Below are 26,365 nucleotides of genomic sequence, written 5' to 3'. Positions count from 1 at the left end.
CGCGGCTATCGATTTTGGGACTGGCCCCCACGTGCGCTAATCTTCAGAGGTCAGCGCGCGGGGGACACCCCGCAGAGCGCGGCGGGGCTATAGCTCAGTTGGTTAGAGCGCATCCCTGATAAGGATGAGGCCACAGGTTCAAATCCTGTTAGCCCCACAGTGCAGAAGGTCCCCGGACGAATCGTCCGGGGACCTTTTCGTTGTGCCGGGGGGCGGGGCCGGGCGGGGTCGGGACAGCGCCGGGGGCCAGCCCGGGGTGTCCGTACTGGCGTGGACTCGCGGGTCGCCGTGCTGCGGGCTCCACCGCGCGACGGGACTTCGCCGAGGGGTAGTAGCTCACTGAGGCGGCAGTACTCCACGGAGGCGGCAGTGCCGCACTGTGCCGCAGGGCGTCGGGTACCGGGTTTCCGGTGGGTCCGCCGGGGGCTTTGGACGCGTGTCCTTCGCGTACGTACTACGTACGTACGCGCACGAAGAAGCCCGGCGACTCGGGGGAGTCGCCGGGCTCGTGGGCCGCGGGCTCGGGCAGGAGCCGGGAGTGGGGGTCAGGAGGAGGGAGGCGGGGCCTCGCCGTCCCCGCCGGGGGCCTGGGCCGTACCACCTGCCGCGTCCGTCGTGTCGTCGGACGCGGAGGGCTGGGCTCCGTCGCCGCCCTCGTTCTCGTCGTGGGTTCCGGGCAGGTGCCTGGTGGAGGGGGAGGACCCGTGGGCCTCGGCGCGGATGCGCTGCTTCATCGTGGGTGGCAGGGCCGAGGCACTGGGCAGGGCCCATCGCACGTTCGGCGTCTGGGGAGCCGCGATCTCGCTCGGGTGGCGCGGGGCGCCCTGCTGGGGTACGGAGGCGGCGGCCGTCGCCTGACCGGCCAGGCCGAAGAAGCCGAGGAGGGCGACGAGCGCGCCGATGAGTGCGGTCCACCACGTCGTGAGCTTGCTGGTTGCCATGACTTCCTCGCTTCTGTGCCGTTTCCGGGTTGCCCGATTTGCGTTGTATCTCATGATGTGTAGGGGCGGCACAGAGCGAGGGCGCGACGCACCGTTATGGGCGGATCTTCGGATGAACTGCACTCGGATGGACCATCACCGATTGATATCGATCGGTGTGTATAGTCGGGCGACAGAGGTCCCTTACGTCAAGGAAAGACGAGGTCGCGCGGTGAAGAAGCTCCTCCTGGTCGCACTGGCCGCCATCGGCGGGCTCCTCGTGTACCGCCAGATCCAGGCGGATCGCGCCGAGCAGGACCTGTGGACGGAGGCGACCGACTCCGTGCCCGCAGGTTCGGGTGTGTGAGCCCCACAGAGTCCAGTTGCAGAGCCCCGGCCGCCGACGCGGCCGGGGCTCTGTGCTGTCATGTGCCCCGGGGCCGTGGCCCCACGGGTTCTCCTGCGCGAATCAATGGCTTGCGGAAGCAAAATTGAAGGGGGCGCGGCGGCATGAGGAACCAGCGTGGGAAGGGCCGGGCCGTGGCCGCCCTGGCCACCGTGACCGTGTCGCTCTGCACGCTGACTGCCCTGCCCGGGCAGGGGGCGCGCGCGGCCGAGGGGCCCCGGCCGCACCGCCCGGACCGCGCTGAGAGCCCCTACCGCTACGACCCGCGCGCCAAGCCCGTCACGGGGGCCGCGACCGGCCGGGGCGCGCCCCGGCTGGCGGCCGGAGCGGTCTACCGCTCGGCTCTCGGACCCGCGGCCAAGGCGTACTTCCAGGTCGACCTGGATGCCACCGGTGACGCCTATGTGTCGGCCGTGGTCGTACCGAGGCCGGACGCCGAGGTGGTCTTCGGCGACGGCATCGAGCTCACGCTCCAGGACCGCGACGGCAACACCTGCGACACCGGCCGCGCGACCTTCGGCTCCCCCCAGTACCCGAGGCCGGTCGCCGCGTACGTCTCACGGAGCCCGGCCGGCCACCGGACGTCCTGTCAGGCGGCGGGCCCGTACCACGTGTTGGTCCAGCGGATCGGGGACGCGGCCTCCGCGCCCGGGGACTGGGGCCTGGAACTCCGGCACGTGAGGGAGCCGGGGCTGACGGCCCAGGAGCCCACGGCCGGGCCGACGAAATGGGCGACCGCCTCGCCGCCCGCGCCCTCTTCGGCCGCGCACACGGCCCACGGCGGTACCGGCTTCGCCGACGCGCCCCGGCTGGGCACCGGCGTCTGGCGCGACACACTCGGGCCCGGCGTCACGCTCTTCTACCGCGTGCCGGTCGGCTGGGGGCAGCAGCTCTTCGCCACCGCCGAACTGGGCCGGGCCTCCGGCAGCGGATACGTGCCCCATGCCCTCGACTTCCAGCTCTACAACCCGGCGCTCGGCCAGGTCGCGGACGCGGAGATGGTGTACGACGGCAGGCCCGCCTCCGTCTCCTTCCCGCCGCTCCCGGCGGTGGCGTACCGGAACCGCTACTCCACATCGGGTCAGATCGGCGCGTTGCGCTTCGGGGGCGACCACTACCTGGCGGTCAGCCTCAGCCCCGAGACCGCCCGGACGCTCGGCGCGGGGCCGTACCCCGTGACGCTCCGGGTGGGGGTGCGGGGCGAGGCGGGGCCGGGGCCCGCCTACGAAGGGGCCGCCCCCGACTTCGCGAGCGGCGGCCGGACCACGGCCCCCGCCGCAGGGCCGACTCCCACCCGCCACGACGCCGACTCGACGAAGATGCGGCTGCTCGCGGCGACCGGGATCGGGACGGGGGCGCTGCTGGTGCTGTGGACCGGGGTACGGACGGTCGTGGCGCGGCGGCGGGCGGGGGTGGAGGGGACGAGGTGAGGGGCGGGGGGTGTCGCCGGTGGCGTCAGACCTGGCTGAGCGCCCAGAAGCCGACGGCGAAGCAGAGCAGAGCGAGCAGCAGGACCGGGACCGTCCCCTTGGGAACCGTAGCCTTCGACGTCGTCACCTTCGGACCCGTCGCCCTCGACGCCGTCGCCTTCGGGGACGGTCCCGAGCGCTTGTGCCGGGCTGCCGGAGGCGGGGCGACGGTCCCGGAGGACGGGCGCGTACCGGGCGGCACCGGCGGGGCGGGAGCGGCAGCGGGGGCGGGTGCGGGAGCCTCTGGGCTCCGGCCGGTGTACCTCTTGGTGACCGGGGTGGGGGTGTACGAGGGCGGATAGGAGGGCGGAACCGGAGGGAATCCGTCCGCCGTGGACGGTGTGGGTGTGGGTAATTGGTGGGCCGGGTGGCTGGGTTGGTAACTCCGCAGCTCCTGGCCGTGTGGCCGTCCTTCGTCGTAAGGCCGTCCCGGGTCGTGTGACCGCCCTTGGCCGTGCGGCCACTCCTGGCTGTGGGGCCACTCCTGGCCGTGGGGCCACTCCTGGTCGTACGGCTGCTCCTGCGAGGGGTCCGCGGGTCGGGCCGGGGTCCCGGACGGGTGCTGGGGCGTCGGGGACGTCCGCGAGTGCCGCAGGACCGGCGGGAGCTCGCGCGGTACGAACCCTTCGGGAAGCGGGCCCACCTGGTCGAAGACCTCGACCGGCTCCTCGTCGGGCGCGGCGTCCGGCAGCAGCTCCACGGCCGAGGCCAGCGCCTTGCGCGCCCCCGTGGCCGTCCGGAAGCGCACCCGCGGGTCCGGTTGCAGCAGGCCCGCCAGGACCTGCCACAGCGGCTCCGGGACGCCCTGGGGGGCGCCCGGGGTGCCGTGGGTGGCGAAGTACTCCACCAGCGCCCGGGCGTCCGGCTTCTGACCCTCCAGCAGATACAGCGCGACCAGGCCGACCGCGAACAGGTCGGACGGGAAGTCCGGGTCCGCGCCCATGATCTGCTCGGGCGCGAAGTACCCCGGCGTCCCCATCACGTAGTTCGTCTCGGTCAGCCGGGGCTCGCCCTTGCGCATGGCGATGCCGAAGTCGGACACCCGCAGATGCGGCCGTCCGGTGCCGGTGGCCTCCAGGAGGATGTTGGCCGGTTTGATGTCGCGGTGGACGACGCCCTCGGCGTGGACCGCCGCGAGACCGGAGAGCAGCTGGTCCAGCAGGACGCAGACGAACCGGGGCGGCAGCGGCCCGTAGTCCCCGATCAGATGGGCCAGCGAGCCGCCGGTCACCAGGTCCATGGTGAACAGGACCTTGTCGTCGTCGGCGGCCCAGCTCGCCGGGGCCAGCACATGGGGGTGGTCGATCCTCAGGGCCTGCTCGCGGACGAAGCGCAGCAGGGTGTGCGCGTCGCTCTGCTGGAGGACCTTCGCCGCCACACAGCGGCGGCGGCGGTGGTCCCAGGCGCGCCACACGGCGCCGACGCCACCGCGGCCGATCGGGTCGATGAGTTCGTACCGACCGGCGAAGACCTCACCCACCCGACATCCCCGCCCCCATGGCCGTCAGTTCTGGTGCGCCTCGTAGTGGGCGACCGCCTCCGCGGTGCGTCCGGCGCCGTACACCCGGAGGAACTCTGCCAGCTCCGGGTGGGCCGGGGCGAGGGTGTCGGCGGCGTCGATGATGTCCCCGGCGGCGGCGACCGAGCGCAGCAGCGACTGGATCTCGCGCACCACGCGGCGCACGGTGGGGGCGCCGGAACTCGTCGTGGCCTGCCCGGTGTTGGTCAGGACGGAGCCGCCCTGGGACTTCTTGATCTCGTCCATCCGGTCGGTGGCCTCGGCGGCGCTGACGCTGCCGTCGGCGACCTGGCCGGCAAGGTCCTGAAGGGCCTGGACGCGCTGGACGACGGCCGGGTTGCCGATCTTGGCGCGCTGACCGCTCATCAGCTGGGACAGCATGGGGGCCGAGAGGCCGAGAACGCCGGCGAGCCTGGCCTGATTCAGGCCCAGGTCGTCTATGAGCCGGCGGAAGAGCGCCCCCAGTGGCTCCCCGTACCAGCTCCGCTGAAGCTCCCTGGCTCTTGCGGTCGCTTCTTGTTGCGTTGCGTCCATTGCGCGTCTCCCCATCGCTTCCCCATCGAGGCGCTTCGCTGCCGCGAACCCCGACGAGCATCTTACGGAGAGTGGTCGCCCACCGGGAGTCCCCAACTTTTTGCGGGATACCCCTCTTCACCCGGTACTCTGGTCTGCGCATCACCTTTCCGGGGCCTTAGCTCAGTTGGTAGAGCGCTGTCTTTGCATGGCAGATGTCAGGGGTTCGACTCCCCTAGGCTCCACAGCACGACGACGGCGGGTGCCGCGGACCGTTTGTTCGGTCCGCGGCACCCGCCGTTTCGCTGTGTACCGCCGAGGCCAGGGGGTCAGTGGCCCCCGCCGCGCTCCTCGCCGAATTCGGCCTCCTCCGCCTCCTTCGCCTCGACCTCGGGGTCGAGGGTCCCGCCGCTGCCGTCGACGGCGCTCAGCGGGGTCGGCTCGGCGACCTCGGTGGGGGCCGGGGGCTCGACCAGCCAGTCCGGGTTGGCCTGCTTGTCCCACCACTTCCACGCGGCGACGGCGCCGCCCGTCAGGATGCCGGCGACCGCGAGGTACTTGGCGAGGCGTCCGGCCCGGGCCCGGCGCCGCTGCTTCTTCACCAGCTTCTCGATCTGGCGCGGGGTGACCTGCCCGCGCAGCGCGGCGAGGGCGGCCGCGGAGCGGGCCATCGCCTCCTCACGGACCGGCTGGGCGGCCGCGACCGCCTGGCTCACCCGGGGCGCCGTGTACTCGGCCGCCTGGCGCGCGGCGCGGCGGGAGCGCGCCGCCGCTTCCCGGGCCACCTCGTCGACCTTGGGCGGCACATGCGGCGCCACATACGAGCCGTACTGCTGCTGGGCCTGGCTGCGGGCCTGCTGGGCGGCCTTGGCCACCTTGGGCGCGAGCCGTACGCGCGTCTCGTGCGCGTAGTGCGCGGCCTGGTTCTTGGCCGAGTCGGCGTAGGGCGCCACCACTTCCGCGGCGTGCAGCACGCTCTCCTTCGCCGAGCCGGTCGCGGCGCGCACGCTCTCCATGCGGGTCACGTGATCCTCCTCCTTGGTGGCGGGGTTCAGGGCGGTCCGGTGGGTTGTCGCCGGAATGAGCACAGTGTCGCCTTTCCACCCATCTCGAAATCATGCCTGTACGACGGGTACCCGGCATGTGCGGAAAGGCATCCGGGTCAAGCGGGCGACTTCGGAAGAAGTACGGCACGACGGCGCGAGGGCGGATCGGGGAGAGCTCGCCTTCGACCATGCCACGGCCCTGCCCCGGGCCGCGCCCGTTCGGCGGGATCGGCAGCACGCGGCGGCGTTTCCCTGCCGCGGCGCCCTCCGTGCGAGGATCGTGGGACGTCAGTGCAGACCAAAGGAAGGCAGACCGTGGCCGAGCAGCTTTACGCCACCCTCAAGACCAACCAAGGGGACATCGAGATCCGGCTCCTGCCGAACCACGCTCCCAAGACGGTCAGGAACTTCGTCGAGCTGGCCAAGGGCGAGCGCGAGTGGACGCACCCGGCGACCGGTGAGAAGACCACCGCCCCGCTCTACGACGGCACCGTCTTCCACCGGGTGATCAGCGGCTTCATGATCCAGGGCGGCGACCCGCTGGGCAACGGCACCGGCGGCCCGGGCTACGAGTTCGCCGACGAGTTCCACCCGGAGCTGTCCTTCGACAAGCCGTACCTGCTGGCCATGGCGAACGCCGGACCGGGCACCAACGGCTCCCAGTTCTTCATCACGGTGTCCCCCACGGCGTGGCTGACCCGCAAGCACACGATCTTCGGCGAGGTCTCCACCGACGCCGGCCGGAAGGTCGTGGACGACATCGCGGGCACCCAGACCAACCCGCGCACCGACCGCCCCGTCCAGGACGTGGTGATCGAGTCGGTCGTCATCGAGACCCGCCAGGACTGAGTCCCGCGAGGATTGCGTCCCACGAGGGCGGGGCTCCGGCAGGACTGAATTCCGCGAGGCCGGGATCCGCGAGGGGTGAATCGCTCGCCCGCGCCGACGGCACCCTTTCGAGGGGAACAAAACCGCCCCGCCCGTCCGTATGACCTGACGAGCGGGGCGGCGCGGCCGCCGCCTCGCGCGAGCGCGTACCGCGACCCGCGGACATTGAGTACGAGGAGCCCGATGGACCAGGCGAGCCTGCCCAGCTGCTACCGGCACCCGGGCGTGCAGACGGGCATCACCTGCACCCGCTGCGAGCGCCCGATCTGCCCGGAGTGCATGGTCAGCGCCTCGGTGGGGTTCCAGTGCCCGGAGTGCGTCCGGGGCGGCTCGGGCACCGGCCACGCGCCGACGGCCAACCAGCCGCGCACGATGGCGGGCGCGGCGATCGCCCCCGGCGACCCGCATCTGCTCACCAAGATCCTCATCGGGCTGAACCTGGTGGGCTTTCTGCTCCAGATGGGGATCGGCGACAAGTTCGATTACGCGTACGAGATGCTGGGCCGGGCCTTCGTGCCCGGATCCGAGTCGCTCCAGGGCGTCGCCGAAGGCCAGTGGTACCGCCTGGCCACCTCGATGTTCCTGCACGACGGCCCCATGCACATCGCCTTCAACATGCTCAGCCTGTGGTGGGTCGGCGGGCCGCTGGAAGTGGCGCTCGGCCGGGCGCGCTATCTGGCGCTCTACTTCGTCTCCGGTCTGGCCGGAAGCGCGCTGACGTACTGGCTCGCCGCGCCGAACCAGCCCTCGCTCGGCGCCTCCGGTGCGATCTTCGGACTGTTCGGCGCCACGGCCGTGCTGATGCGCAAGCTGAAGTACGACATGCGCCCGCTGATCGCACTCCTTGCGATCAACCTGGTGATCACCTTCAACCCCTGGGGCGGCATCGCCTGGCAGGCCCACATCGGCGGCCTGGTCGGCGGCACGGTGATCGCGTACGCCATGGTCCACGCGCCCCGCGAGCGCCGGGCGGCGATCCAGTGGGGGGCCTGCGCGGCGGTCCTGCTGGCCGTCCTGTTCATCGTCGTGGCGAGGACGGCGGCGCTCACCTGAGCTCCGGGCCGGCCGCCCGGTCGGGCACACGGAGTCGGGCTTTCCCCCAAGGTTGTCCACAGTGTGTGCCGGATCCTGTGCACCGGGTGGGGAACAGCTGTGCCCCTTGTCGCTGACCTGGGTTTTCCCAGCAGGGACAAGGGGCGGGCCGTGGACCGGTGTGGAAGAGTGCAGTCACACCGGCGTCAACACGGCGGAGGTTATCCACAGATCGTCTGACCTTTTCCCCAGTGTGGATAGCGTTGTGGATAACCCGTGGGCAAGGCTTGACGAGGAGGCTGTGGACCAGCTACGACGGCGTTACTTCCACTGCGTGGAGACACCGAAGCCGCCGGCGATGAAGCCGAAGCCGACCACGATGTTCCAGTTCCCCAGGGACTTCAGCGGCAGATCGCCCTCGGTCACATAGAAGAGGACGATCCAGGCGAGCCCGATCAGGAAGAGCGCCAGCATCACCGGGGCCACCCAGCCCCGGCTGCCCAGCTTGATGGCGGTGGCCTGCTTCGCCGCCGGCGGCGGCGTGAAGTCGGCCTTCTTGCGGATACGTGACTTCGGCACGAGGAACACTCCTGTCGATGCGCTGCGTGACCGCGCAGGGAACTGTGGCTGGGCGGCGGCGGAGGGGCAACCGGGGATCACTGCTGCCCCCAGGCGTCCGTTAGCGTAGTGCTTCCGTGGCGCCGAAGGAGATAAGGGTACGTTGAGCAATTCAGCCGACTCCCCCGAAGGGCTCCCCGACGAGCCCGCAGGCCCGGGCCGCCGCTTCCGCGCCCGCCCCGTCCGGCTGCTCTCCGCCGCCGTCTTCGCCCTCGCCGGACTCATCTTCGTCACCAGCTTCAACACGGCCAAGGGCACCAACATCCGTACGGACGCCTCCCTGCTGAAGCTCTCCGACCTGATCCAGCAGCGCAGCCGCAAGAACGCCGAGCTCGACCAGTCCACCGCCACCGTCCGCGACGACGTCGACGCCCTCGCCCAGCGCGACAACGGCTCCACCAAGGCCCAGGACCAGCAGTTCGCCGCCCTCAAGGACGCCGCCGGCACCGAGAAGGTGGCCGGCAAGGCGCTCAGCGTCACCCTCAACGACGCCCCGCCCAACGCCACGGCCGCCCCCGGCTACCCCGCCCCCCAGCCCAACGACCTGGTCATCCACCAGCAGGACCTCCAGGCCGTGGTCAACGCGCTGTGGCAGGGCGGTGCGCGCGGCATCCAGGTCATGGACCAGCGGCTCATCTCCACCAGCGCCGTGCGGTGCGTCGGCAACACCCTGATCCTCCAGGGCCGCGTCTACTCGCCCCCGTACAAGGTCAGTGCCGTCGGCGACCCGGGGAAGCTGCGCCAGGCGCTCACCGACTCCCCGGCGATCCAGAACTACCAGCTGTATGTGAAGGCCTACGGGCTCGGCTGGAAAGTCGACGAGCACAAGGCGATGACTCTGCCCGGCTACTCGGGCACAGTGGATCTCCACTACGCGAAGCCGGCGGGATAGCGCGGGAGGGGGCGGCCCGGTGCCTGGGGACTCGGTGCGGCTGGTCGTCAGGACGCTCAGCGAACTGTGCCTCACGGTCGGCACCCTGATCGTCCTCTTCGTCGTGTACGTCCTGTACTGGACCGGGGTGAAGGCGGACAGCGCCGCCGACAGCCAGATCTCCGGTCTGCGCCACCGGTGGGCGCGCGCCCCCGCCACCAGCCCGCCCCGGAGCGCCGCCCCGCCCGACCCCGCCCCGTACACCGAGGGCACGTCCTTCGCGGTCATGTACATCCCCAGGCTCGGCAGGGACTGGCACAAGCCGGTACTGGAGGGGACCGGCGTCAAGGACCTCCAGAAGGGCCTCGGGCACTACGCCACCACCGCCCGGCTCGGGCAGCTGGGCAACTTCTCGGTGGCCGGGCACCGGCGCACCTACGGCGACCCGTTCAAGGACTTCCCCGCCCTGCGGCCCGGCGACGCGGTGGTGCTCACCGACGGGACGGCCTGGTTCACCTACCGCGTCGACAACAGGCCTTACCGGACCGTGCCGAGCGATGTGGGGGTCATCGACCCGGTCCCCGCCAAGTCGCCGTTCCGCTCCCCGGGCCGCTATCTGACCCTCACCACCTGCGACCCGGAATGGGGCAGCAGCCACCGGCTGATCGCCTGGGCCCACCTCGACTCCACCCGGCCCGCCGCCCGGGGCCGGCCCCCGGCTTTGACCGGCTGAGCCCCTGCCCACGGCGCCGCCCCTTAGTCTGGTGCGGTAACGATCGTCGGAAGGGACAGCGGACTCGCATGTACGGCTGGATCTGGCGGCATCTGCCGGGCAACGCGTGGGTACGGGCGTTCACTTCGCTCGTACTGGTACTGGCGATTGTCTATGTGCTCTTCCAGTACGTCTTCCCGTGGGCGGAGCCACTGCTGCCGTTCAACGATGTCACCGTCGACCAGGGCAGGGGAGCGACCCGATGAGCGCACGCGTTCTCGTCGTGGACAACTACGACAGCTTTGTCTTCAACCTGGTCCAGTACCTGTACCAGCTGGGCGCCGAGTGCGAGGTGGTACGCAACGACGAGGTGTCCCTGGAGCACGCCCAGGACGGCTTCGACGGCGTGCTGCTCTCGCCGGGGCCGGGCGCGCCCGAGCAGGCCGGCGTCTGCGTCGACATGGTGCGCCACTGCGCGGCGACCGGGGTGCCGGTCTTCGGCGTCTGCCTCGGCATGCAGTCGATGATGGTCGCCTACGGGGGTGTGGTCGACCGGGCGCCCGAGCTGCTGCACGGCAAGACCTCACCGGTCCTGCACGAGGGTCTCGGCGTCTTCCGGGGGCTGCCCTCGCCGTTCACCGCGACCCGGTACCACTCGCTGGCCGCCGAGCCCTCGACGCTGCCCGCCGAGCTGGAGGTCACCGCCCGGACGGCCGACGGGATCGTCATGGGGCTGCGCCACCGGGAACTGCCCGTGGAGGGCGTCCAGTTCCACCCGGAGTCGGTGCTGACCGAACACGGCCATCTGATGCTCGCCAACTGGCTGGTGACGTGCGGGGACGCCGGAGCCGTCGAGCGGTCGGCAGGCCTGGCACCGGTGGTGGGCAAGGCCGCGGCGTGACGGCCGTCCGGCCCGAGCACGAGTACGACCCGCTGACGGACCCTTCCTCGAGCTCCCGGCTCCGCTCGAGCAGGGGAGGCCCCGATCCGGCGGGTGGTCACGGGTCGCCTTGGTTCAGGGCGGACAACATCCCGCAGGGGCAGGGGCAGGGGCAAGCGCCGGTCGTGGCCGGGGCGCAGCCGCAGGCTCAGGTGCCGCTCCAGAGCCATTTCCCCGCCGAGACCCCGGCCGGGTCCCAGGCCGGTCCGCAGGCCCCGCCCTCGCCTCAGGTGCCGGGAGGCGACGCCTACGCGCGCGTGGAGGAAGCCGCCGCGCCCGCCCCCGGCCAGGAGTGGTACGCCGAGGCCGCCGCCCACCCCGTGCCCGAGGCCGTCCCCCTCGACGACTCCACCATGGCGCTCAAGCGCATAGCGGACGCGCCCGCGCCCCCCACCGGTGGGCGTGCCGAGCGGCGCCGGGCCGCCAGGGCGCGCGGGCACCGGGCTGCCGCCCCGGCTACGTCCGCGCCCGCCGGAGCAGCGGCGGAGGGGCGTCCGCGGACCCGCGCGGAGGCGCGCCGGGCCGCCAAGGCGCGCAAGGACAGCGCGGCCGTGATCGCGAGCCGGATCATCGGGGAACTGTTCATCACGCTCGGCGTGGTCATGCTCCTGTTCGTCACGTACCAGCTGTGGTGGACCAACGTCCGCGCCCACCAGCAGGCGGGCAGCGAGGCGAAGAAGATCACGCACGGCTGGGACAGCGGCAAGAAGGCCCCCGGCGCCTTCGAGCCCGGCGAAGGCTTCGCGATCATGCACATCCCGAAGCTGGACGTCGTCGTCCCGGTCGCCGAGGGCACCAGCAAGCACAAGGTCCTCGACAGGGGCATGGTCGGCCACTACGGCCAGGGCAGCCTCAAGACCGCGATGCCGGGCAAGGCGGGCAACTTCGCGGTCGCCGGACACCGCAACACGCACGGCGAGCCCTTCCGCTACATCAACCGCCTGAAGCCGGGCGACCTGGTGATCGTGGAGACCCAGCAGGCGTACTACACGTACGCGATCACCGGGATGCTCCCGTCGACCAGCCCCAAGAACGTCGCGGTGCTCAAGCCGATCCCGGCCGGCTCGGGGTTCACCCGGCCGGGCCGCTACCTGACCCTGACGACCTGCACGCCCGAGTTCACGAGTACGTACCGAATGATCGTGTGGGGCAAGATGGTCGACGAACGACCGCGCAGCAAGGGCGTGCCCGACGCGCTCGCCGGCTGACGGAACGACAGACAGGTGCCGTGGAGTTGAGGACCGAGCACGACGCGCAGCAGACCGAGGCCCCCGTCCCGCCGCGCCCGCGCCGCCGCGGTGTCGTCGCGGGGGTCGTCAGCGTCCTGGGCGAGCTGCTGATCACGGCCGGGCTGGTGCTCGGCCTCTTCGTCGTCTACTCGCTGTGGTGGACCAACGTCATAGCCGACCGCGAAGCCGCCAAGCAGAGCAAGGACGTGCGGCGCGACTGGGCGAACAGCGGCCCCGGGGCCCTCGACACCAAGGGCGGCATCGGCTTCCTGCACGTACCCGCCATGAAGAACGGCGAGGTGCTGGTCAAGAAGGGCACCGACACCAAGGTGCTCAACGGCGGGGTCGCGGGCTACTACACGGAGCCGCTGAAGGCGGCCCTGCCCGGCAGCGGCGACAAGGGAAACTTCACGCTGGCCGCGCACCGCGACGGCCACGGCGCCAAGTTCCACAACATCCACAAAGTGAGAACCGGTGACCCGATCGTCTTCGAGACGAAGGACACCTGGTACGTCTACAAGGCGTTCGCGGAGCTGAAGGAGACGTCGAAGTACAACGTCGACGTCCTTCAGCCGGTGCCGAAGGAGTCGGGCGCCCGCAAGCCGGGCCGCTACATCACCCTGACGACGTGCACGCCCGTCTACACCTCCGACTACCGCTACATCGTGTGGGGCGAGCTGGTGCGCACCCAGAAGGTCGACGAGAAGCGCACCAGACCGGCCGAGCTGCGCTGACGGGGCTGGCCTCGGGCCTGCCCCGCGGCCCCGCGGCGTACGCACGGGAAAGCCCCGGCCCCCTGGGAAGGGGACCGGGGCTTCGCCGTGCCGGTGGGTGTCAGCGGCCGGACGGGCCGCCGAACGGGAAGTTCCCTCCGCCGTCCTGACCCTGGTTGCCGCCTCCGCCGATCGTCGTCAGGACGATCGCCGTGGTGGCCGGGTCGGCCGGGGTGTTGGCCGGCGGGGTCTGCGAGGTGACCCGGGCCTTCTCGTCGTTGGAACTGCCCGGCGCGAACTGGATGTTGCTGAATCCGGCCGCGTTGAGGATCTCGGTGGCCTGCTTGACCGTCTTGCCCCAGACGCTCGGGACGGGGGTCTGGGCAGGGGTCTGGGGGCCCTTGGAGACCTTCAGGGTGATGGTGGCACCCTTCGGCTTGTGCGAGCCGCCCGGCGGGTCCTGGGCGATGACCTCGCCCGCGGGCTGGGTCCCGTCGACGCTCTGTTCAGTGACCACGAAGCCGAGCTTCGACAACTGGTCCCGCGCGTCCGCGATCTGGTTGCCCACCACGGGCGGAACCGTCCGGGTCTGCTGCTTGGCGATCGAGAGCGTGATCACGGTCCCCTTCTCGGCCTGCTGACCGCCCTTGGGGTCCTGGCTGACCACCGTGCCCTCCTCGTTCTCGGACTCGACCGTGGTCGTCTTCACGGTGAAGCCCTTCTCCTCCAGGAGCTGGGTGGCGTTGTCCTTCTTCTTCTCCGTGACGTCCGGGACCTCGACCTTGGGCGCGCCGGCCGAGACGACGACCGAGACGGCGTCGCCCTTGTCCAGCTTGCCGCTGGCCGGGTTCTGGCTGCAGATGCTGTCCTTGGGCTGGTCGGCGCAGGGCTCGGTCTTGGCCACGGTCAGCGTGAGGCCGACGTTGGCCACCAGGGTCTCGGCGGACTTCCGGGTCTCGCCGACGAGCTGCGGCACCGGCACCTTGCCGTCGTCGCTGTTTCCGCCGAAGACCGACTTGCCGATCAGGATCGCGCCAACGAGCACCAGGACACCCGCCAGCACCAGCAGGATCGTCGAGGTGTTCGACTTCTTCTGGCGGCGGCGGTCGGGGCGGTCGTCGTAGCCGTCGTCCGGGCCGACCGGGGGCAGCATGGACGTCTGGCCCGCCGCGTCCGAGGGGCGCAGGGCGGTGGTGGGCTGGTCCTGGGGGCCGGAGGTGTAGGCGTCGTAGCCGCCGTAGCCGACCGCGCCCATGGCGGCGGTCGCGGCGACCGGCTGGCCGTCGAGGCACGCCTCGATGTCGGCGCGCATCTCGTCGGCCGACTGGTAGCGGTAGTCCGGGTCCTTGACCAGCGCCTTCAGGACGATGGCGTCCATCTCGGGCGTGATCTCGGGGTCGAAGTTGCTCGGCGGCTGCGGCTCTTCCCGTACGTGCTGGTAGGCGACCGCGACCGGCGAGTCGCCGACGAACGGGGGCCGAACGGTCAGCAGCTCGTAGAGGAGGCAGCCTGTCGAATAGAGGTCGGAGCGGGCGTCGACCTGCTCGCCCTTGGCCTGCTCCGGGGAGAGGTACTGGGCGGTGCCGATGACGGCGGCGGTCTGCGTCATCGTCATACCGGAGTCGCCCATGGCGCGCGCGATGCCGAAGTCCATGACCTTGACCTGGCCGGTGCGCGTCAGCATGACGTTGGCCGGCTTGATGTCGCGGTGGACGATGCCGGCGCGGTGGGAGTACTCCAGGGCCTGGAGGATTCCGACGGTCATCTCCAGCGTGCGCTCGGGCAGCAGCTTGCGTCCGGAGTGCAGCAGCTCACGCAGGGTGGAGCCGTCGACGTACTCCATCACGATGTACGGGATGGAGACCTGGTCGACGTAGTCCTCGCCGGTGTCGTAGACCGCGACGATCGCCGGATGGTTGAGCGAGGCGGCGGACTGGGCCTCACGGCGGAACCGGGCCTGGAAGGACGGGTCGCGGGCGAGGTCGGCCCGCAGCGTCTTCACGGCGACGGTGCGGCCGAGCCGGGTGTCGTGCGCGAGGTAGACCTCCGCCATGCCACCACGGCCGAGCACCTGGCCCAGCTCGTACCGGCCGCCGAGGCGACGCGGCTCTTCCATAACGTTCCAGCCCTCTCCGTCAGTCCCGACCGCACCCGTGTGTGGTCCGGCGGTGTGCTGTTCGCGCATACGCTACCGGGCACCGGTGGCTGATCCGTCCGCGACTGTCAGCTGATACCGGACCGGTACAGGGCGCGAGAGACGTTTCACGTGAAACGAGGACTGTTTCACGTGAAACGTCCCGGGGTCACTTCTTGAGCACCGCCCGCATCACGGCCTTGGCGATGGGGGCGGCCAGACCGCCACCGGAGATGTCGTCGCGGTGGGCCTCGCCGTCCTCGACGACCACCGCGACCGCGACCGGGGAGCCCTGGTCGGTCTTGGCGTACGAGATGAACCAGGCGTAGGGCTTCTCGCTGTTGTTGAGGCCGTGCTGGGCGGTGCCGGTCTTGCCGCCGACGGTGACGCCCTCGATGGCGCCCTTCTTGCCCGTGCCCTCGGCGACGACGTTCTCCATCAGCGCCTGGACCTTCTGGGCGTTGGCCGCCGACAGCGGCTGGCTCATCTTCTCCGGCTGGGTCTTGGAGAGGACGTCCAGGTTGGGCGCCTGGAGCTGGTCGACCATGTACGGCTTCATCAGCTTGCCGTCGTTGGCGACGGCGGCGGCGACCATGGCCATCTGGAGCGGGGTGGCGCGGTTGGAGGCCTGGCCGATGCCGGCCATCGCGTTCTGCGGGCGGTTGTCCTTGGGGTAGACGCTGGCGTCGGCGCGGACGGGGGTGAAGATCTCGTCGTTGAAGCCGAACTTGTTGGCTTCCGCGATCATCTTGTCGTTGCCGAGGTCGTCGCTGATCTTGCCGAAGACGGTGTTGCAGGACCACTGGAGCGCCACCTTGAGCGTGGCGTTCTCACACGGGATGGTCCCCTCGTTGTTCAGCGGCATCGTCGACTGCGGCAGCCGGTACGGCACCGGTGACCTGGTCGGCTGGTCGATGCTGGTGTACAGCCCGTTCTCCAGCGCCGCCGAGGCGGTGACCACCTTGAACGTGGAACCGGGCGGGTACGTCTCGCGCAGCGCCCGGTTCAGCATGGGCTTGTCTTTGTCCTTGAGCAGCTTCTCGCGGGCGGTGGCGTCCGCCTTGGAGTTGCCCGCGAAGACCGACGGGTCGTACGACGGCGTCGAGGCCAGCGCCAGGATCGCGCCGGTGCGCGGGTCGATCGCGGCGACCGCGCCCTTCTTGTCGCCGAGCCCGTCGAAGGCGGCCTTCTGCGCGGCGCTGTTGAGGGTGGTGACGACGTTGCCGCCCTGCTTCTTCTCCCCGGTGAACATCGAGAGCGTCCGGTCGAAGAAGAGCCGGTCGTCGTTGCCCGAGAGGATCTTGTCCTCGATGTTCTCCAGCTGCGAGGAGTCGAAGGCCTGCGAGTTGTACCCGGTCACCGGCGACCACAGGGCGCCGTTGTTCCAGGCCCGCTTGAACTTGTAGTCGCTGCCGGAGGTCTCCTTGGAGGCGGTCATCGGCTGGCCGTCGGCCGTGATGATGTTGCCGCGCTCATGGGCGAACCGCTCGATCTGGACGCGCCGGTTGTACTTGTGCGCGTTCAGCTCGTCGGCTCGCACGTACTGGAGCCAGTTGTCACGGATCATCAGGGCCATGATCAGCAGCCCGCAGAAGATCGCGATCCGTCGCAGGGGCTTGTTCACGGTCGGACCACCTGGGTCATCTCGGCGTCGGGGGACGGGGCAGGGGCGGGCGCCGGGCGGCGGGCGGTGTCGCTGATGCGGATGAGGATGCCGATCAGCGCCCAGTTGGCGATGACGGAGGAGCCGCCCTGCGCGAGGAAGGGCATGGTCATACCGGTCAGCGGGATGAGGCCCATGACACCGCCGGCGACCACGAACACCTGGAGGGCGAACGCGCCGGAGAGGCCGATGGCCAGCAGCTTGCCGAACGGGTCGCGCGCGGCGAGCGCGGTGCGCACGCCCCGCTCCACGATCAGGCCGTAGATGAGGAAGATCGCCATCATCCCGGCCAGGCCCAGCTCCTCGCCGACGGTGGAGAGGATGAAGTCGGCGTTGGCGGCGAAGCCGATCAGGTCGGAGTTGCCCTGGCCCAGGCCCGTACCGAGCGTGCCGCCGGAGCCGAACGACATGATCGCCTGGCCGATCTGCTCGCAGGCGCCGGTGGTCTTGTAGCAGCCGAAGGGGTCCAGCCAGGCGTCCACACGCAGCTTCACGTGCGGCTCGAACGAGGCCACGGCGACCGCGCCGGCCGCCGACATCAGCAGACCGAAGACGATCCAGCTGGTGCGCTCGGTGGCCACGTACAGCATGATCACGAAGAGGCCGAAGAAGAGCAGCGAGGTGCCGAGGTCGGTCTCGAAGACCAGGATGAGGATCGAGACGCCCCACACCACCAGGATCGGGCCGAGGTCGCGGCCGCGCGGCAGGTACAGGCCCATGAAGCGGCGGCTGGCGAGCGCCAGCGCGTCCCGCTTGACCATCAGGTAGCCGGAGAAGAACACCGCGATGATGATCTTGGCGAACTCGCCGGGCTGGATCGTGCCGAGACCGGGAATGGAGATCCAGATCTTGGCGCCGTTGACCGCCGGGAAGAACATCGGCAGGACCAGCAGGAACAGCGCGAACGCCATCGAGATGTACGTGTAGCGCTGAAGGATCCGGTGGTCCTTCAGCAGCATCAGCACACCGATGAAGAGCGCCACGCCGATCGCCGTGTACAGCATCTGCTTGGGCGCGTCCGGATGGAAGGCGCCGAAGGCGTTCTTGGCTCTCTGGATCAGGCGCGGCGACTGGTCCAGGCGCCAGATCATCACCAGGCCCAGCCCGTTCAGCAAGGTCGCCAGCGGCAGCAGCAGCGGGTCCGCGTACGGGGCGAACTTGCGCACCACGAGGTGCCCGACGGCCGCGAGCAGCCCGAGGCCGAGCCCGTAACCGAGCATGCCCGAGGGCAGCTTGCCGGTCATGGCCAGGCCCACGTTGGCGTACGCGAACACCGGGATGGCGACGGCGAAGACGAGCAGCGCGAGCTCGGTGTTGCGGCGGCTCGGTGCGTCGATCGCGCCGATGGTGGTCGTGTTGGTGACAACGCTCATGGTGTGGAAAGGCCCCCTACGGCTGCCTACTGCTTACCGCACTGCGGGACCAGCTTCTGCTCTTCCTCCGAGAGGCTGGGGCCGGGCGTGGGAGTGGCGGTGGTCTTGGTGGACCCGGTCTTGCCGGGCGACGGGGAGGCCGTCGTTCCGGTCTTCGGCGGGTTCTGGCTCTCGGCGGCGCGCCGCTGCTCGTCCTTCTTGCACGCCGACGCCTGCGTGGACAGTTCGGTGATCTTGGCCTGGGCCTTGGAGAGACTGCCCTCGGCGATCGTCGCCTCGACCTGCTTGCGCTGGTACGGCGGCAGGTACTTGAGTTCGATCTCGGGGTGGTCGGTCTCCACCTTCGACAGCTTCACCCAGGCCAGGTCCTGGCTGATGCCCTGATAGAGCGCGACGTGCTCGTCCTTGGTACCCACGAAGTACTGGGTCTGCGTCCAGCGGTAACCGCCGTACAGACCGCCGCCGATCACGGCCAGGGCGAGCACGATGTAGACGGATCTCTTCAGCCACCTGCCGCGCCGCGGCTTGGTGAAGTCCTCGTCCGAGTAGGTGCCGAAGGCGCCCTCGGGCGGGGCGCCGTAGCCGCTGTCCTCACCGCTGCCGGGCGGGCCGAAGCCCCCCTGCGGCGAGGAGGGACGGCCCAGGCCCGAGGCACGGCCCGCCGGGGTCTGCATCGCCCCGTCGTCGTTGAGCTGGAGCTGATTCTCGGCGACGGCGCCCACGATCACCGGGATGTCGCTGAGCTGCCCGGCCAGGGTGTCGCCGGAGTCGACGTCCAGGACGTCCGCCACGATCACCGTGATGTTGTCCGGGCCGCCGCCGCGCAGCGCGAGCTGGATCAGCTCCTGCACCGTCTCCTGCGGGCCCTGGTAGCTGGCGAGGGTGTCCTCCATCGTCTGGTGGGACACCACCCCCGACAGGCCGTCGGAGCAGATCAGATAGCGGTCGCCCGCCCGCACCTCGCGGATCGACAGATCCGGCTCGACGTGGTCGCCGCTGCCCAGCGCGCGCATCAGCAGCGAGCGCTGCGGATGCGTCGTCGCCTCCTCCTCGGTGATGCGGCCCTCGTCCACCAGCCGCTGCACCCACGTGTGGTCCTGGGTGATCTGGGTGAGCACGCCGTCGCGCAGCAGATACGCGCGCGAGTCGCCCACGTGCACCAGGCCCAGGCGCTGGCCCGTCCACAGCAGAGCGGTGAGCGTGGTGCCCATCCCCTCCAGCTGGGGGTCCTCCTCGACCATCATGCGCAACTGGTCGTTGGCGCGCTGCACCGCCGTACCCAGCGACGTGAGGATGTCGGAGCCGGGCACGTCGTCGTCGAGCGTGACCAGGGTGGAGATCACCTCGGAGGAGGCCACCTCACCGGCGGCCTGGCCGCCCATGCCGTCGGCGATGGCGAGGAGGCGCGGACCCGCGTAACCGGAGTCCTCGTTGCCCTCGCGGATCATGCCCTTGTGGGATCCGGCGGCGAAGCGCAGGGAGAGACTCATGCCCACCTCGCCCGTCGGCTCGGGGTACAGCCGGTCATGTCGAGCCACACTGCCCACCCTCCGGTCGGGAGCCCGTCCCGGTCCGTCGTCCGGACCGCCGCGGCTCGCTCGCTCCGCTCGCTCATTGTCGTACTACTTCCGCAGCTCGATGACGGTCTTGCCGATGCGGATCGGCGCGCCCAGCGGAATCGGGGTCGGGGTGGTGAGCCGCGTCCGGTCCAGGTAGGTGCCGTTGGTGGAACCGAGGTCCTCGACGATCCAGTTGCCGTCACGGTCCGGGTAGATCCTGGCATGACGGCTCGAGGCGTAGTCGTCGTCGAGGACGATCGTCGAGTCGTGCGCCCGGCCCAGCGTGATGGTCTGGCCCTGCAGCGCCACCGTCGTGCCGGTCAGCGTCCCTTCGGACACCACCAGCTTGGTGGGCGCGCCACGGCGCTGGCGGCCGCCCGAGGGCGCGGCCTGCTGGCCGCGCTGCTGCGGCGGCGCGGCAGCGGCGGGCTGCCGGCCGGTCTGCTGGCGGCCCGTGTCCCCGCCGCGGCGTGAACCGCGCTGGGTGACCCGCGTACCGAACAGATCACTGCGAATGACCTGGACGGCCACGATGACGAACAGCCACAGTACGGCGAGGAAACCCAACCGCATGACCGTGAGGGTCAGCTCTGACATTGCCCCCGCTTCACCCTTCGGCTTGCCGGTAAACGATGGTGGTGCTGCCCACGACGATCCGCGAGCCGTCGCGGAGCGTAGCGCGGGTGGTGTGCTGCCCGTCCACCACGATGCCGTTGGTGGACCCGAGATCCTGGATCGTCGAGGGCGTTCCGGTCCGGATCTCACAGTGCCGGCGCGAGACGCCGGGGTCGTCGATCCGCACATCGGCGTCGGTGCTGCGACCCAGCACCAGCGTCGGGCGGGAGATCTGGTGGCGGGTGCCGTTGATCTCGATCCAGCGCCGCACCTGGGAGCCCGGCATGGGGCCGGGAGCCGTCGGGCGGCGGTCCGCGCCGGGGCGGCCGGGGCCGCCGTTCCCGCCGGGGGGCGGGGCGGCCGGCATCGGCGGAGCGGCGGAGGGCGGATAGCCGTAGCCGCCGCGGCCCTGGGCGGACTGCGGCGGTGCGACGGGAGCGGGACGGGCCGGACCCGGAGGTCTGCCGTGCTGCTCCTGCTGGTTGTGCAGGTCCTGCTGGTCGGTACTGGAGGCGAGCGTACGACTGCGCACCCGGTACAGGCCGGTGTCGAGATCGTCGGCCTTCTCCAGATGGACCTTGATCGGCCCCATGAACGTGTACCGCTGCTGCTTGGCGTAGTCGCGGACCAGGCCGGACAGTTCGTCGCCCAGCTGGCCCGAGTACGGGCTCAGGCGCTCGAAGTCGGGCGCGCTGAGCTCGACGATGAAATCGTTGGGAACGACGGTCCGCTCGCGGTTCCAGATCGTCGCGTTGTTGTCGCACTCGCGCTGGAGGGCGCCGGCGATCTCGACGGGCTGGACCTCGGACTTGAAGACCTTCGCGAAGGTGCCGTTGACCAGGCCTTCGAGACGCTGCTCGAAACGCTTCAGGACTCCCATGGGGCACCTCCTCCGTCGTTGTCGTCCTGGTACTGCTTACTGATCGTATCCACGCGTCGGGAAATCGGCTGGTTCCCCTTCTGTGACCGGTGGACGAGTGTCACCTCTCACACGGATCGTAGAGGTGGCCTCCTGACAGTGTCCCGCACCCGGGGTGCACCGTGGAGGAGTGGGTGCGCCCCCTCCTCGTTGCCTCGAGGACCCTGTGAGGTTCCTGTGGGTCCCCGGGCCGTCGCTGTACGTCGTCGTTCCTTCCCCTCTCCTGCCCGCCAGGGACGGCGGAAACAACGGATGTGAATCCACCCTGCGCAGCGTGCTAATCTTCTCGACGTCGCCAGGCAAGCGCACCGAAAAGGTGCGAAGGCCTCGGACACCACTCGGGCGAGTGGCGGAACGGCAGACGCGCTGGCTTCAGGTGCCAGTGTCCTTCGGGACGTGGGGGTTCAAATCCCCCCTCGCCCACAGAACGGAAGCCCCGCAGGTCAAACGACCGGCGGGGCTTCCGCGTTCCCGCATGCGGGGAAGAGATTCCCGGCGCCGGAGCGAGGCCGCGGCGAAGGCTTTCCGAGGCCGTCCGAGGTCGTCCTCGTCCTAGCTCGTCCTGGGGGCCCCGAGGCGATCCAGGATCACCCCAGGTCGTCCCGGGTCGTCCCGCCCGGGTCCGCACGGGGACTTTCGTCTCGGCGGGGCGCGTCGAAAGAGAGCCGCCCGGTCCCCGGCAGGCTGCCCAGGGTGCGGCCGTGGACGTGTCATCGAAACTCCGGGACGTGCGCCTGCGACTGGCGGGACCCGAACCCCGGTCGCGCCGCCGCATCGTCGGCGAGTCGGCCCTCGCCCTCCTGCTGGCCCTGGCCGCGGTCGGCGCGGCCCGGCCGGCCCACGGCGGACTGGTGGTGCCCGCCCTGGTGACCGTCGCCGTCCTCGCCCTTGCGCCGCTGCGCGGCACGGCGGCTGGGACGTCGACATGAGCGCCGCGGAGAGGGAGTTGGCCATGAGCAGCAGGAGCAGGGCCGGTGGCGTCGCCCTGGGGTGCGGGATCGCCTTCGCGGCGGTGGTGCTGCTCGCGGTGGCCGCGGGCGTCGGGCTGTTCTTCCTCGCCACCTCGCCACCTCGCCACCTCGCCACCTCGCCACCTCGCCGGGTCGGCGGACAAGGCGATGATCGAACCCGCCGAGTACCGGGACATCGAGGTCGGCAGTCCCGAACAGGAAGTACGCGACCGGCTTGGCGGCGACACGTTTCTGGCGAAGGGCCTGCCCGGCAAGGGACCCGCCGAGCCCGCCGGGGCGAGCTGCCTGGTGCTGCTGTCGTCCGACTTCGGCGACAGCATCGACACCGACCCCGTTTTCTGGTTCTGCTTCAAGGACGGCAAGCTCATCGAGAAGCGCTCGTACGAGGTCGAGCGGTAGCGGCGGACGGCCGGCAGCGGCAGGGCCGGCGGGAGTGATGGCGCTCTGACACGGCGGGAGCGCTCTGGCGCGGCGTGGGAACGGGAGCAGTGTGACGGGTCCAGGCGTGACAGGCGTGACGGGTCCGGGCGTGACGGGTCCGGGCGTGACGGGTCCAGGAGGTTCGCCCGCCCTGCGGATCAAGGTCGTGATCGCGGACGACGAGCCGCTGATCCGGGCGGGGATCAGGATGATCCTCACCTCAGATCCGGCCATCGAGGTCGCGGCCGAGGCGGCCACCGGCCGGGACGCCGTCGAGGCGGCACGCGCGCACAGCGCCGACGTGGTGCTGCTCGACATTCAGATGCCGGTGATGAAGGACCTCACCGCCCTTGCCGAGTTGCGCAGGAGCACCCCGGCAACCCGAGTGATCATCCTCACGACGTTCGGCGAGCGGGAGAACGTGCTGCGCGCGCTGGAGTACGGGGGCGCGGGGTTCCTGCTGAAGGGCACCGCCCCGGCCGAGCTGATCGCCACGGTACGGGCGGCGGCGGCCGGGGACGCCTATCTGTCACCCGGCGCGACCCGGCACGTCGTGGACCAGCTGGGCCATGGGACGCGCGGCGGTCCGGGGCGAGGAGGCACGGAGCTGGACGGGCGTGCTGTCGGCGCGGGAGCGGACGTGCTGGCGCTGCTCGGGGAGGGCCTGTCCAACGCGGACGCGGGGAGGTCGCTCCATATGAGCGAGGCCACGGTGAAGACGTATGTGAGCCGCGTTCTGGCGAAGCTGGAGTGCGAGAACAGGGTGCAGGTGGTGCTGCTGGCGTGGGACGCGGGGCTGTAGGCGGGGCAGGCGAGAAGTGGCCGGGCGGGGGCAGCAGGCGAGGGGGGCGGACTGGGGCATGGGGCTGCGGCGCCGGTCTGCGTGTTTCACGTGAAACAAGTCCTGAGGTCGGATGGAGCCCCGGGGGCTTTGAACTGGGTGTTCGCCATTCCCCAAAAGTGGTTGTACAGTACAACGTATCGAGTGAGTTGTATAAGCCAACCATTGGAGTCGTGGTGTCCCCCGGTACCGCTCCCAGCCCTCTGCGCCATGTCCTCGGCCACCTCCTCACCCCGTTGCTGATGTGCATCGGGATGGGCCTCGCGTATCTGGGCGCCTTCCACAACCCGCAGCCCCACGACTTGCGGGTCGACATCATCGGCTCGGGCCCCAGCGCGCAGGTGCTCGCGCAGACCCTCCAGGACAAGGGAGCGGGCGCCCTCGACGTCCGTACCGTGCCCGACCGCGCGACCGCCGTCCACAGCCTTGAACACCAGCACGTGTACGGCGCCTACATCCCCGGCGCCAAGCCCGAACTCCTCGTCGCCTCCGCCTCCTCCGACACCAGCGCCACGGCCGTCGAGAAGGTCTTCACCAAGGTGGCCGCGGCGCAGGACGCCCCCCTCAAGGTGACCGACGTGACGGACCTCGCCGAGGGCGACCCGACCGGGCAGGGCATCTTCTTCCTGCTCGTCGCGCTCAGCATCGGCTCCTACGCGTCCGTCGCGGTGATCGGAGGCGCCGGCGCCGTGCTGCCCCTGCGGATCAGGGCCTTGCTGGCACTCGGCATGTCGCTGCTGGTCAGCGGCATCGGCGCGGTCTTCGCAGGCCCGCTCTTCCACCTCGTCGACACCGGTCTCGGCGGCGTCTGGGGCATGGCGTGGCTGTACTCGGCCGGAATCCTGCTGATCGGCGTCGGACTGCACACCTTCCTCAAGAGGTGGACGACGCTCGGCGTGATGGTCCTCTTCGTGATGCTCAACTTCACCAGCTCCGGCGGCATCTTCCGGCCCGAGCTCCAGCCCGGTTTCTTCGGCGCCCTGCACGCCTTCTGGAACGGCGCCGGGTTCGTCGAGGGCGCCCGCAGCCACGTGTATTTCGCGGGCAACGGCCTCGGCGGCCATGTGCTGATCCTGGTTCTTTGGCTGCTGGCGGGCATCGCGATGATGGGCATCGCGGGGTTGGCCGAGCGGAGGCGGGGAGCTGTGGCCTCGGGGGCCGGTGCGGGTGCCGGTGCGGGCGTGGGTACGGCTGGTGGGGCTGGGGCCGGTCTGGCCGCGGGGGCCAGTGCCAGTGCCGGTGCCGGTGCCGGTGCCCCGGGCGACGGAAGCGGAGACCGTGGAATCCGCGAGGGGGAAGAGGAGGTCGAGGAGGAGCTGGAGGAAGCGGTCGGCGTCTGAAACTCGCAGCACGCGTCGCGGCCCGCGAGGCTGTGGACAACTCCCGGTGGTGGCCTGCTCGATGGCCGCCCCGGGAGTTATCCACAGGGGGAGACGGGTGTCGGCACCCGGCGGTACCGTCAGGGCATTCGAGCTGCAGATATGCGCACAGCTGATGGTGAACGAGTACGGGGGAGGCGGCACGCGATGAGCGATGTCGAGGTGGTCATTCCGGCCCAGCGAGCGATGCCCGACGACGGGCGCGCCCGGATTCCCGAGGTACCCGGTTTCCGGCACCACAAGGGAGCCCCCGGCCACAAGGCCGGCTCGCCCAAGAGCGACGGCAAGGCCCTGCGCGACCGGGTGCCCCGCTCCTCGCACGACTCCCTGCTCCTCTCCACCGACCGGCCCGACGCGGTCCGGGCCGTCGAGGAATCCAACCGGGGCCGCGTGCCCGAGCTCACCCCGATCCGGGTGGGCCGCATGGCGGCCACGCCGTTCGCCTTCCTGCGCGGCTCCGCCGGACTCATGGCCCACGACCTCCTCGGCACCCCCGTCACCGGAATCGGTGCCCAGATCTGTGGCGACGCCCACGCGGCGAACTTCGGCCTCTACGGCGACGCACGCGGCGGCCTCGTCATCGACCTCAACGACTTCGACGAGACCGCGACCGGCCCCTGGGAATGGGATCTCAAGCGCCTCGCCGCCTCCCTGGTCCTGGCCGGCCGGGAAGCCGGCGCCGACGAGGACACCTGCCGAGCCGCCGCCTTCGACGCCGTCGGCGCCTACCGGCGCACCATGCGGTTCCTGGCGAAACTGCCGGTCCTGGACGCGTGGAACGCGATAGCCGACGAGGAACTCGTCTCCCACACCGACGCACGGGACCTGCTCGGCACCCTGGAGCAGGTGTCGGCCAAGGCCCGCAACAACACCAGCGCCCGCTTCGCCGCCAAGGCCACCGAACGAAAGGACGACGGACACCACCACTTCGTCGACGCGGCACCGGTCCTGCGCCGGGTACCGGACGCCGAGGCCGCCGCCGTTGCCGCGTCCCTCGGCCCCTACCTGGAAACTCTCCCGGAAGACCGCCTGCCGCTGCTCGCGCGGTTCGCGATACACGACGTGGCCTTCCGGGTCGTCGGCACCGGCAGCGTCGGTACACGGTCGTACGTGGTGCTGCTCCTCGACCATCGCGGTGAGCCGTTGGTGCTCCAGGTCAAGGAGGCCCGCGCCTCGGCTCTGCTGCCGCACCTGGCCAAGGCCGGCTTCCCTGCCCCGGACGCGGGGCACGAGGGCCGCCGAGTGGTCCTCGGGCAGAAGCGGATGCAGGTCGTCAGCGACCTCCTGCTCGGCTGGACCACCGTCGACGGGCACCCCTGTCAGGTGCGCCAGTTCCGCAACCGCAAGGGCAGCGTCGACCCGGCGGCCCTGGCCGCCGACCAGCTGGACGACTACGGCCGTATGACCGGAGCACTGCTGGCCCGGGCCCACTCCCACAGCGCCGACCCGCGCCTGATAGCCGGGTACTGCGGCAAGAACGAAGAGCTCGACGAGGCCGTGGCCGGCTTCGCGGTCCTCTACGCCGACCGCACGGAGGCCGACCACGCCACACTCCTGGCCGCGATCAGGGATGGACGGGTGGAGGCAGAGCTGGGGGTTTGACGCGGGGCGGGGA

General features: G+C 70.7%; 25 protein-coding genes, 3 tRNA genes and 1 pseudogene. 18 read left to right on the top strand and 11 right to left on the bottom strand.

What is annotated here, in order from left to right; genetic code table 11:
* Positions 1-83 precede the first annotated feature (83 nt).
* Positions 84-157: transfer RNA gene (locus ACZ4MU_RS03090), tRNA-Ile, on the top strand.
* A 388-nt stretch (positions 158-545) separates the two neighbouring features.
* On the opposite strand, the gene ACZ4MU_RS03085 is transcribed toward ACZ4MU_RS03090, so the two are convergent.
* Positions 546-941, bottom strand: coding sequence for a DUF6344 domain-containing protein (locus ACZ4MU_RS03085; RefSeq protein ID WP_467870150.1), 396 nt, complete (start codon positions 939-941; stop codon positions 546-548).
* A gap of 211 nt (positions 942-1,152) precedes the next feature.
* On the opposite strand from ACZ4MU_RS03085, the gene ACZ4MU_RS03080 reads away from it, so the two are divergent.
* The gene (locus tag ACZ4MU_RS03080; protein ID WP_003958712.1) at positions 1,153-1,287 is read left to right on the top strand and encodes a DLW-39 family protein; all 135 of its coding nucleotides are present in this window, start codon (positions 1,153-1,155) and stop codon (positions 1,285-1,287) included.
* Between the two features lie 143 nt (positions 1,288-1,430).
* A complete protein-coding gene (locus ACZ4MU_RS03075) occupies positions 1,431-2,756 on the top strand; it encodes a hypothetical protein (protein WP_467870148.1) in 1,326 nt (441 codons plus the stop codon).
* Positions 2,757-2,781: 25 nt separating this feature from the next.
* Here the strand turns inward: ACZ4MU_RS03075 and ACZ4MU_RS03070 are convergent, their stop codons facing one another.
* A complete protein-coding gene (locus ACZ4MU_RS03070; protein WP_467870146.1) occupies positions 2,782-4,275 on the bottom strand; it encodes a serine/threonine-protein kinase in 1,494 nt (497 codons plus the stop codon).
* Between the two features lie 24 nt (positions 4,276-4,299).
* On the bottom strand, positions 4,300-4,848 hold the full coding sequence (locus tag ACZ4MU_RS03065) for a helix-turn-helix domain-containing protein (RefSeq protein WP_467870143.1): 549 nt from the start codon (positions 4,846-4,848) through the stop codon (positions 4,300-4,302).
* A 151-nt stretch (positions 4,849-4,999) separates the two neighbouring features.
* Between ACZ4MU_RS03065 and ACZ4MU_RS03060 the strand changes: the two genes are divergently transcribed.
* Positions 5,000-5,072 (top strand) — tRNA-Ala (locus tag ACZ4MU_RS03060).
* Between the two features lie 84 nt (positions 5,073-5,156).
* Here ACZ4MU_RS03060 and ACZ4MU_RS03055 read toward each other — a convergent pair.
* Complete coding sequence (locus ACZ4MU_RS03055) at positions 5,157-5,852, bottom strand: DUF5324 family protein (protein ID WP_467870141.1); 696 nt, start codon at positions 5,850-5,852, stop codon at positions 5,157-5,159.
* A 336-nt stretch (positions 5,853-6,188) separates the two neighbouring features.
* On the opposite strand from ACZ4MU_RS03055, the gene ACZ4MU_RS03050 reads away from it, so the two are divergent.
* Both ACZ4MU_RS03050 and ACZ4MU_RS03045 read left to right on the top strand, forming a co-directional pair.
* Entirely contained in the window at positions 6,189-6,722 is a 534-nt protein-coding gene (locus tag ACZ4MU_RS03050; protein WP_467870138.1) for a peptidylprolyl isomerase, read from the top strand.
* Positions 6,723-6,944: 222 nt separating this feature from the next.
* Positions 6,945-7,814: a rhomboid family intramembrane serine protease gene (locus ACZ4MU_RS03045; protein WP_467870135.1), complete on the top strand. Its 870-nt coding sequence runs from the start codon at positions 6,945-6,947 to the stop codon at positions 7,812-7,814.
* 300 nt (positions 7,815-8,114) lie between these two features.
* On the opposite strand, the gene crgA is transcribed toward ACZ4MU_RS03045, so the two are convergent.
* Positions 8,115-8,372, bottom strand: a complete 258-nt coding sequence (gene crgA / locus ACZ4MU_RS03040) for a cell division protein CrgA (RefSeq protein ID WP_467870132.1) — start codon at positions 8,370-8,372, stop codon at positions 8,115-8,117.
* A 142-nt stretch (positions 8,373-8,514) separates the two neighbouring features.
* Here crgA and ACZ4MU_RS03035 point away from each other — a divergent pair, with 142 nt between their 5' ends.
* From ACZ4MU_RS03035 to ACZ4MU_RS03010, 6 genes are all read left to right on the top strand, one after another.
* Positions 8,515-9,303 (top strand): DUF881 domain-containing protein, encoded by a 789-nt coding sequence (locus ACZ4MU_RS03035; protein ID WP_467870129.1) that lies wholly within the window; start codon positions 8,515-8,517, stop codon positions 9,301-9,303.
* A 19-nt stretch (positions 9,304-9,322) separates the two neighbouring features.
* Positions 9,323-10,015, top strand: a complete 693-nt coding sequence (locus tag ACZ4MU_RS03030; RefSeq protein WP_467870126.1) for a class E sortase — start codon at positions 9,323-9,325, stop codon at positions 10,013-10,015.
* Between the two features lie 68 nt (positions 10,016-10,083).
* A complete protein-coding gene (locus tag ACZ4MU_RS03025; RefSeq protein WP_406554037.1) occupies positions 10,084-10,260 on the top strand; it encodes a hypothetical protein in 177 nt (58 codons plus the stop codon).
* The gene (locus ACZ4MU_RS03020; protein ID WP_467870122.1) at positions 10,257-10,895 is read left to right on the top strand and encodes an aminodeoxychorismate/anthranilate synthase component II; all 639 of its coding nucleotides are present in this window, start codon (positions 10,257-10,259) and stop codon (positions 10,893-10,895) included. The genes ACZ4MU_RS03025 and ACZ4MU_RS03020 overlap by 4 nt, the downstream gene beginning before the upstream one ends.
* Positions 10,896-10,927: 32 nt before the next feature.
* Positions 10,928-12,142 (top strand): class E sortase, encoded by a 1,215-nt coding sequence (locus ACZ4MU_RS03015; RefSeq protein WP_467870625.1) that lies wholly within the window; start codon positions 10,928-10,930, stop codon positions 12,140-12,142.
* Positions 12,143-12,162: 20 nt separating this feature from the next.
* Positions 12,163-12,897 carry a class E sortase gene (locus ACZ4MU_RS03010; RefSeq protein ID WP_467870119.1) on the top strand — a complete coding sequence of 245 codons (735 nt, stop codon included), beginning with the start codon at positions 12,163-12,165 and terminating at the stop codon, positions 12,895-12,897.
* A gap of 100 nt (positions 12,898-12,997) precedes the next feature.
* Here ACZ4MU_RS03010 and pknB read toward each other — a convergent pair whose 3' ends face one another.
* From pknB to ACZ4MU_RS02980, 6 genes are all read right to left on the bottom strand, one after another.
* Positions 12,998-14,992 (bottom strand): Stk1 family PASTA domain-containing Ser/Thr kinase, encoded by a 1,995-nt coding sequence (gene pknB, locus ACZ4MU_RS03005; protein WP_467870115.1) that lies wholly within the window; start codon positions 14,990-14,992, stop codon positions 12,998-13,000.
* A gap of 187 nt (positions 14,993-15,179) precedes the next feature.
* A complete protein-coding gene (locus ACZ4MU_RS03000) occupies positions 15,180-16,634 on the bottom strand; it encodes a penicillin-binding transpeptidase domain-containing protein (RefSeq protein ID WP_467870112.1) in 1,455 nt (484 codons plus the stop codon).
* On the bottom strand, positions 16,631-18,046 hold the full coding sequence (locus ACZ4MU_RS02995; protein WP_467870109.1) for an FtsW/RodA/SpoVE family cell cycle protein: 1,416 nt from the start codon (positions 18,044-18,046) through the stop codon (positions 16,631-16,633). The genes ACZ4MU_RS03000 and ACZ4MU_RS02995 overlap by 4 nt, the downstream gene beginning before the upstream one ends.
* 26 nt (positions 18,047-18,072) lie before the next feature.
* On the bottom strand, positions 18,073-19,536 hold the full coding sequence (locus tag ACZ4MU_RS02990) for a Stp1/IreP family PP2C-type Ser/Thr phosphatase (RefSeq protein WP_467870623.1): 1,464 nt from the start codon (positions 19,534-19,536) through the stop codon (positions 18,073-18,075).
* A gap of 132 nt (positions 19,537-19,668) precedes the next feature.
* Positions 19,669-20,202 (bottom strand): FHA domain-containing protein FhaB/FipA, encoded by a 534-nt coding sequence (locus ACZ4MU_RS02985; protein WP_358834255.1) that lies wholly within the window; start codon positions 20,200-20,202, stop codon positions 19,669-19,671.
* 10 nt (positions 20,203-20,212) lie between these two features.
* Positions 20,213-21,100, bottom strand: coding sequence for an FhaA domain-containing protein (locus tag ACZ4MU_RS02980; RefSeq protein WP_467870106.1), 888 nt, complete (start codon positions 21,098-21,100; stop codon positions 20,213-20,215).
* A 379-nt stretch (positions 21,101-21,479) separates the two neighbouring features.
* Here ACZ4MU_RS02980 and ACZ4MU_RS02975 point away from each other — a divergent pair.
* The 6 genes and pseudogenes from ACZ4MU_RS02975 to ACZ4MU_RS02950 all read left to right on the top strand — a co-directional run bounded on the left by ACZ4MU_RS02975 (position 21,480) and on the right by ACZ4MU_RS02950 (position 26,352).
* Positions 21,480-21,562 (top strand) — tRNA-Leu (locus ACZ4MU_RS02975).
* Positions 21,563-21,867: 305 nt separating this feature from the next.
* Positions 21,868-22,068 (top strand): hypothetical protein, encoded by a 201-nt coding sequence (locus ACZ4MU_RS02970; RefSeq protein WP_467870103.1) that lies wholly within the window; start codon positions 21,868-21,870, stop codon positions 22,066-22,068.
* A 189-nt stretch (positions 22,069-22,257) separates the two neighbouring features.
* Positions 22,258-22,509 (top strand): hypothetical protein, encoded by a 252-nt coding sequence (locus ACZ4MU_RS02965; RefSeq protein WP_467870100.1) that lies wholly within the window; start codon positions 22,258-22,260, stop codon positions 22,507-22,509.
* A 187-nt stretch (positions 22,510-22,696) separates the two neighbouring features.
* A pseudogene (locus ACZ4MU_RS02960) lies at positions 22,697-23,332 on the top strand (response regulator transcription factor).
* Between the two features lie 203 nt (positions 23,333-23,535).
* On the top strand, positions 23,536-24,711 hold the full coding sequence (locus ACZ4MU_RS02955; protein ID WP_467870621.1) for a hypothetical protein: 1,176 nt from the start codon (positions 23,536-23,538) through the stop codon (positions 24,709-24,711).
* 186 nt (positions 24,712-24,897) lie between these two features.
* Positions 24,898-26,352, top strand: coding sequence for a DUF2252 domain-containing protein (locus tag ACZ4MU_RS02950; RefSeq protein ID WP_467870097.1), 1,455 nt, complete (start codon positions 24,898-24,900; stop codon positions 26,350-26,352).
* Positions 26,353-26,365 lie beyond the last annotated feature (13 nt).

Source organism: Streptomyces sp. NPDC026377, from assembly GCF_055567715.1.
Note: the sequence above shows the minus strand (reverse complement) of the source record. Positions and strands in the feature narration are given on the sequence as shown.

Coding starts and splice junctions, on each gene's coding strand:
- ACZ4MU_RS02995 (WP_467870109.1), bottom strand. CDS start 18,046: ATGAGCGTTGTCACCAACACGACCACCATCGGCGCGATCGACGCACCG.
- ACZ4MU_RS03085 (WP_467870150.1), bottom strand. CDS start 941: ATGGCAACCAGCAAGCTCACGACGTGGTGGACCGCACTCATCGGCGCG.
- ACZ4MU_RS03065 (WP_467870143.1), bottom strand. CDS start 4,848: ATGGACGCAACGCAACAAGAAGCGACCGCAAGAGCCAGGGAGCTTCAG.
- ACZ4MU_RS03075 (WP_467870148.1), top strand. CDS start 1,431: ATGAGGAACCAGCGTGGGAAGGGCCGGGCCGTGGCCGCCCTGGCCACC.
- ACZ4MU_RS03025 (WP_406554037.1), top strand. CDS start 10,084: ATGTACGGCTGGATCTGGCGGCATCTGCCGGGCAACGCGTGGGTACGG.
- ACZ4MU_RS02950 (WP_467870097.1), top strand. CDS start 24,898: ATGAGCGATGTCGAGGTGGTCATTCCGGCCCAGCGAGCGATGCCCGAC.
- pknB (WP_467870115.1), bottom strand. CDS start 14,992: ATGGAAGAGCCGCGTCGCCTCGGCGGCCGGTACGAGCTGGGCCAGGTG.
- ACZ4MU_RS02990 (WP_467870623.1), bottom strand. CDS start 19,536: ATGAGTCTCTCCCTGCGCTTCGCCGCCGGATCCCACAAGGGCATGATC.
- ACZ4MU_RS02980 (WP_467870106.1), bottom strand. CDS start 21,100: ATGGGAGTCCTGAAGCGTTTCGAGCAGCGTCTCGAAGGCCTGGTCAAC.
- ACZ4MU_RS02985 (WP_358834255.1), bottom strand. CDS start 20,202: ATGTCAGAGCTGACCCTCACGGTCATGCGGTTGGGTTTCCTCGCCGTA.
- ACZ4MU_RS03045 (WP_467870135.1), top strand. CDS start 6,945: ATGGACCAGGCGAGCCTGCCCAGCTGCTACCGGCACCCGGGCGTGCAG.
- ACZ4MU_RS03020 (WP_467870122.1), top strand. CDS start 10,257: ATGAGCGCACGCGTTCTCGTCGTGGACAACTACGACAGCTTTGTCTTC.
- ACZ4MU_RS02965 (WP_467870100.1), top strand. CDS start 22,258: ATGATCGAACCCGCCGAGTACCGGGACATCGAGGTCGGCAGTCCCGAA.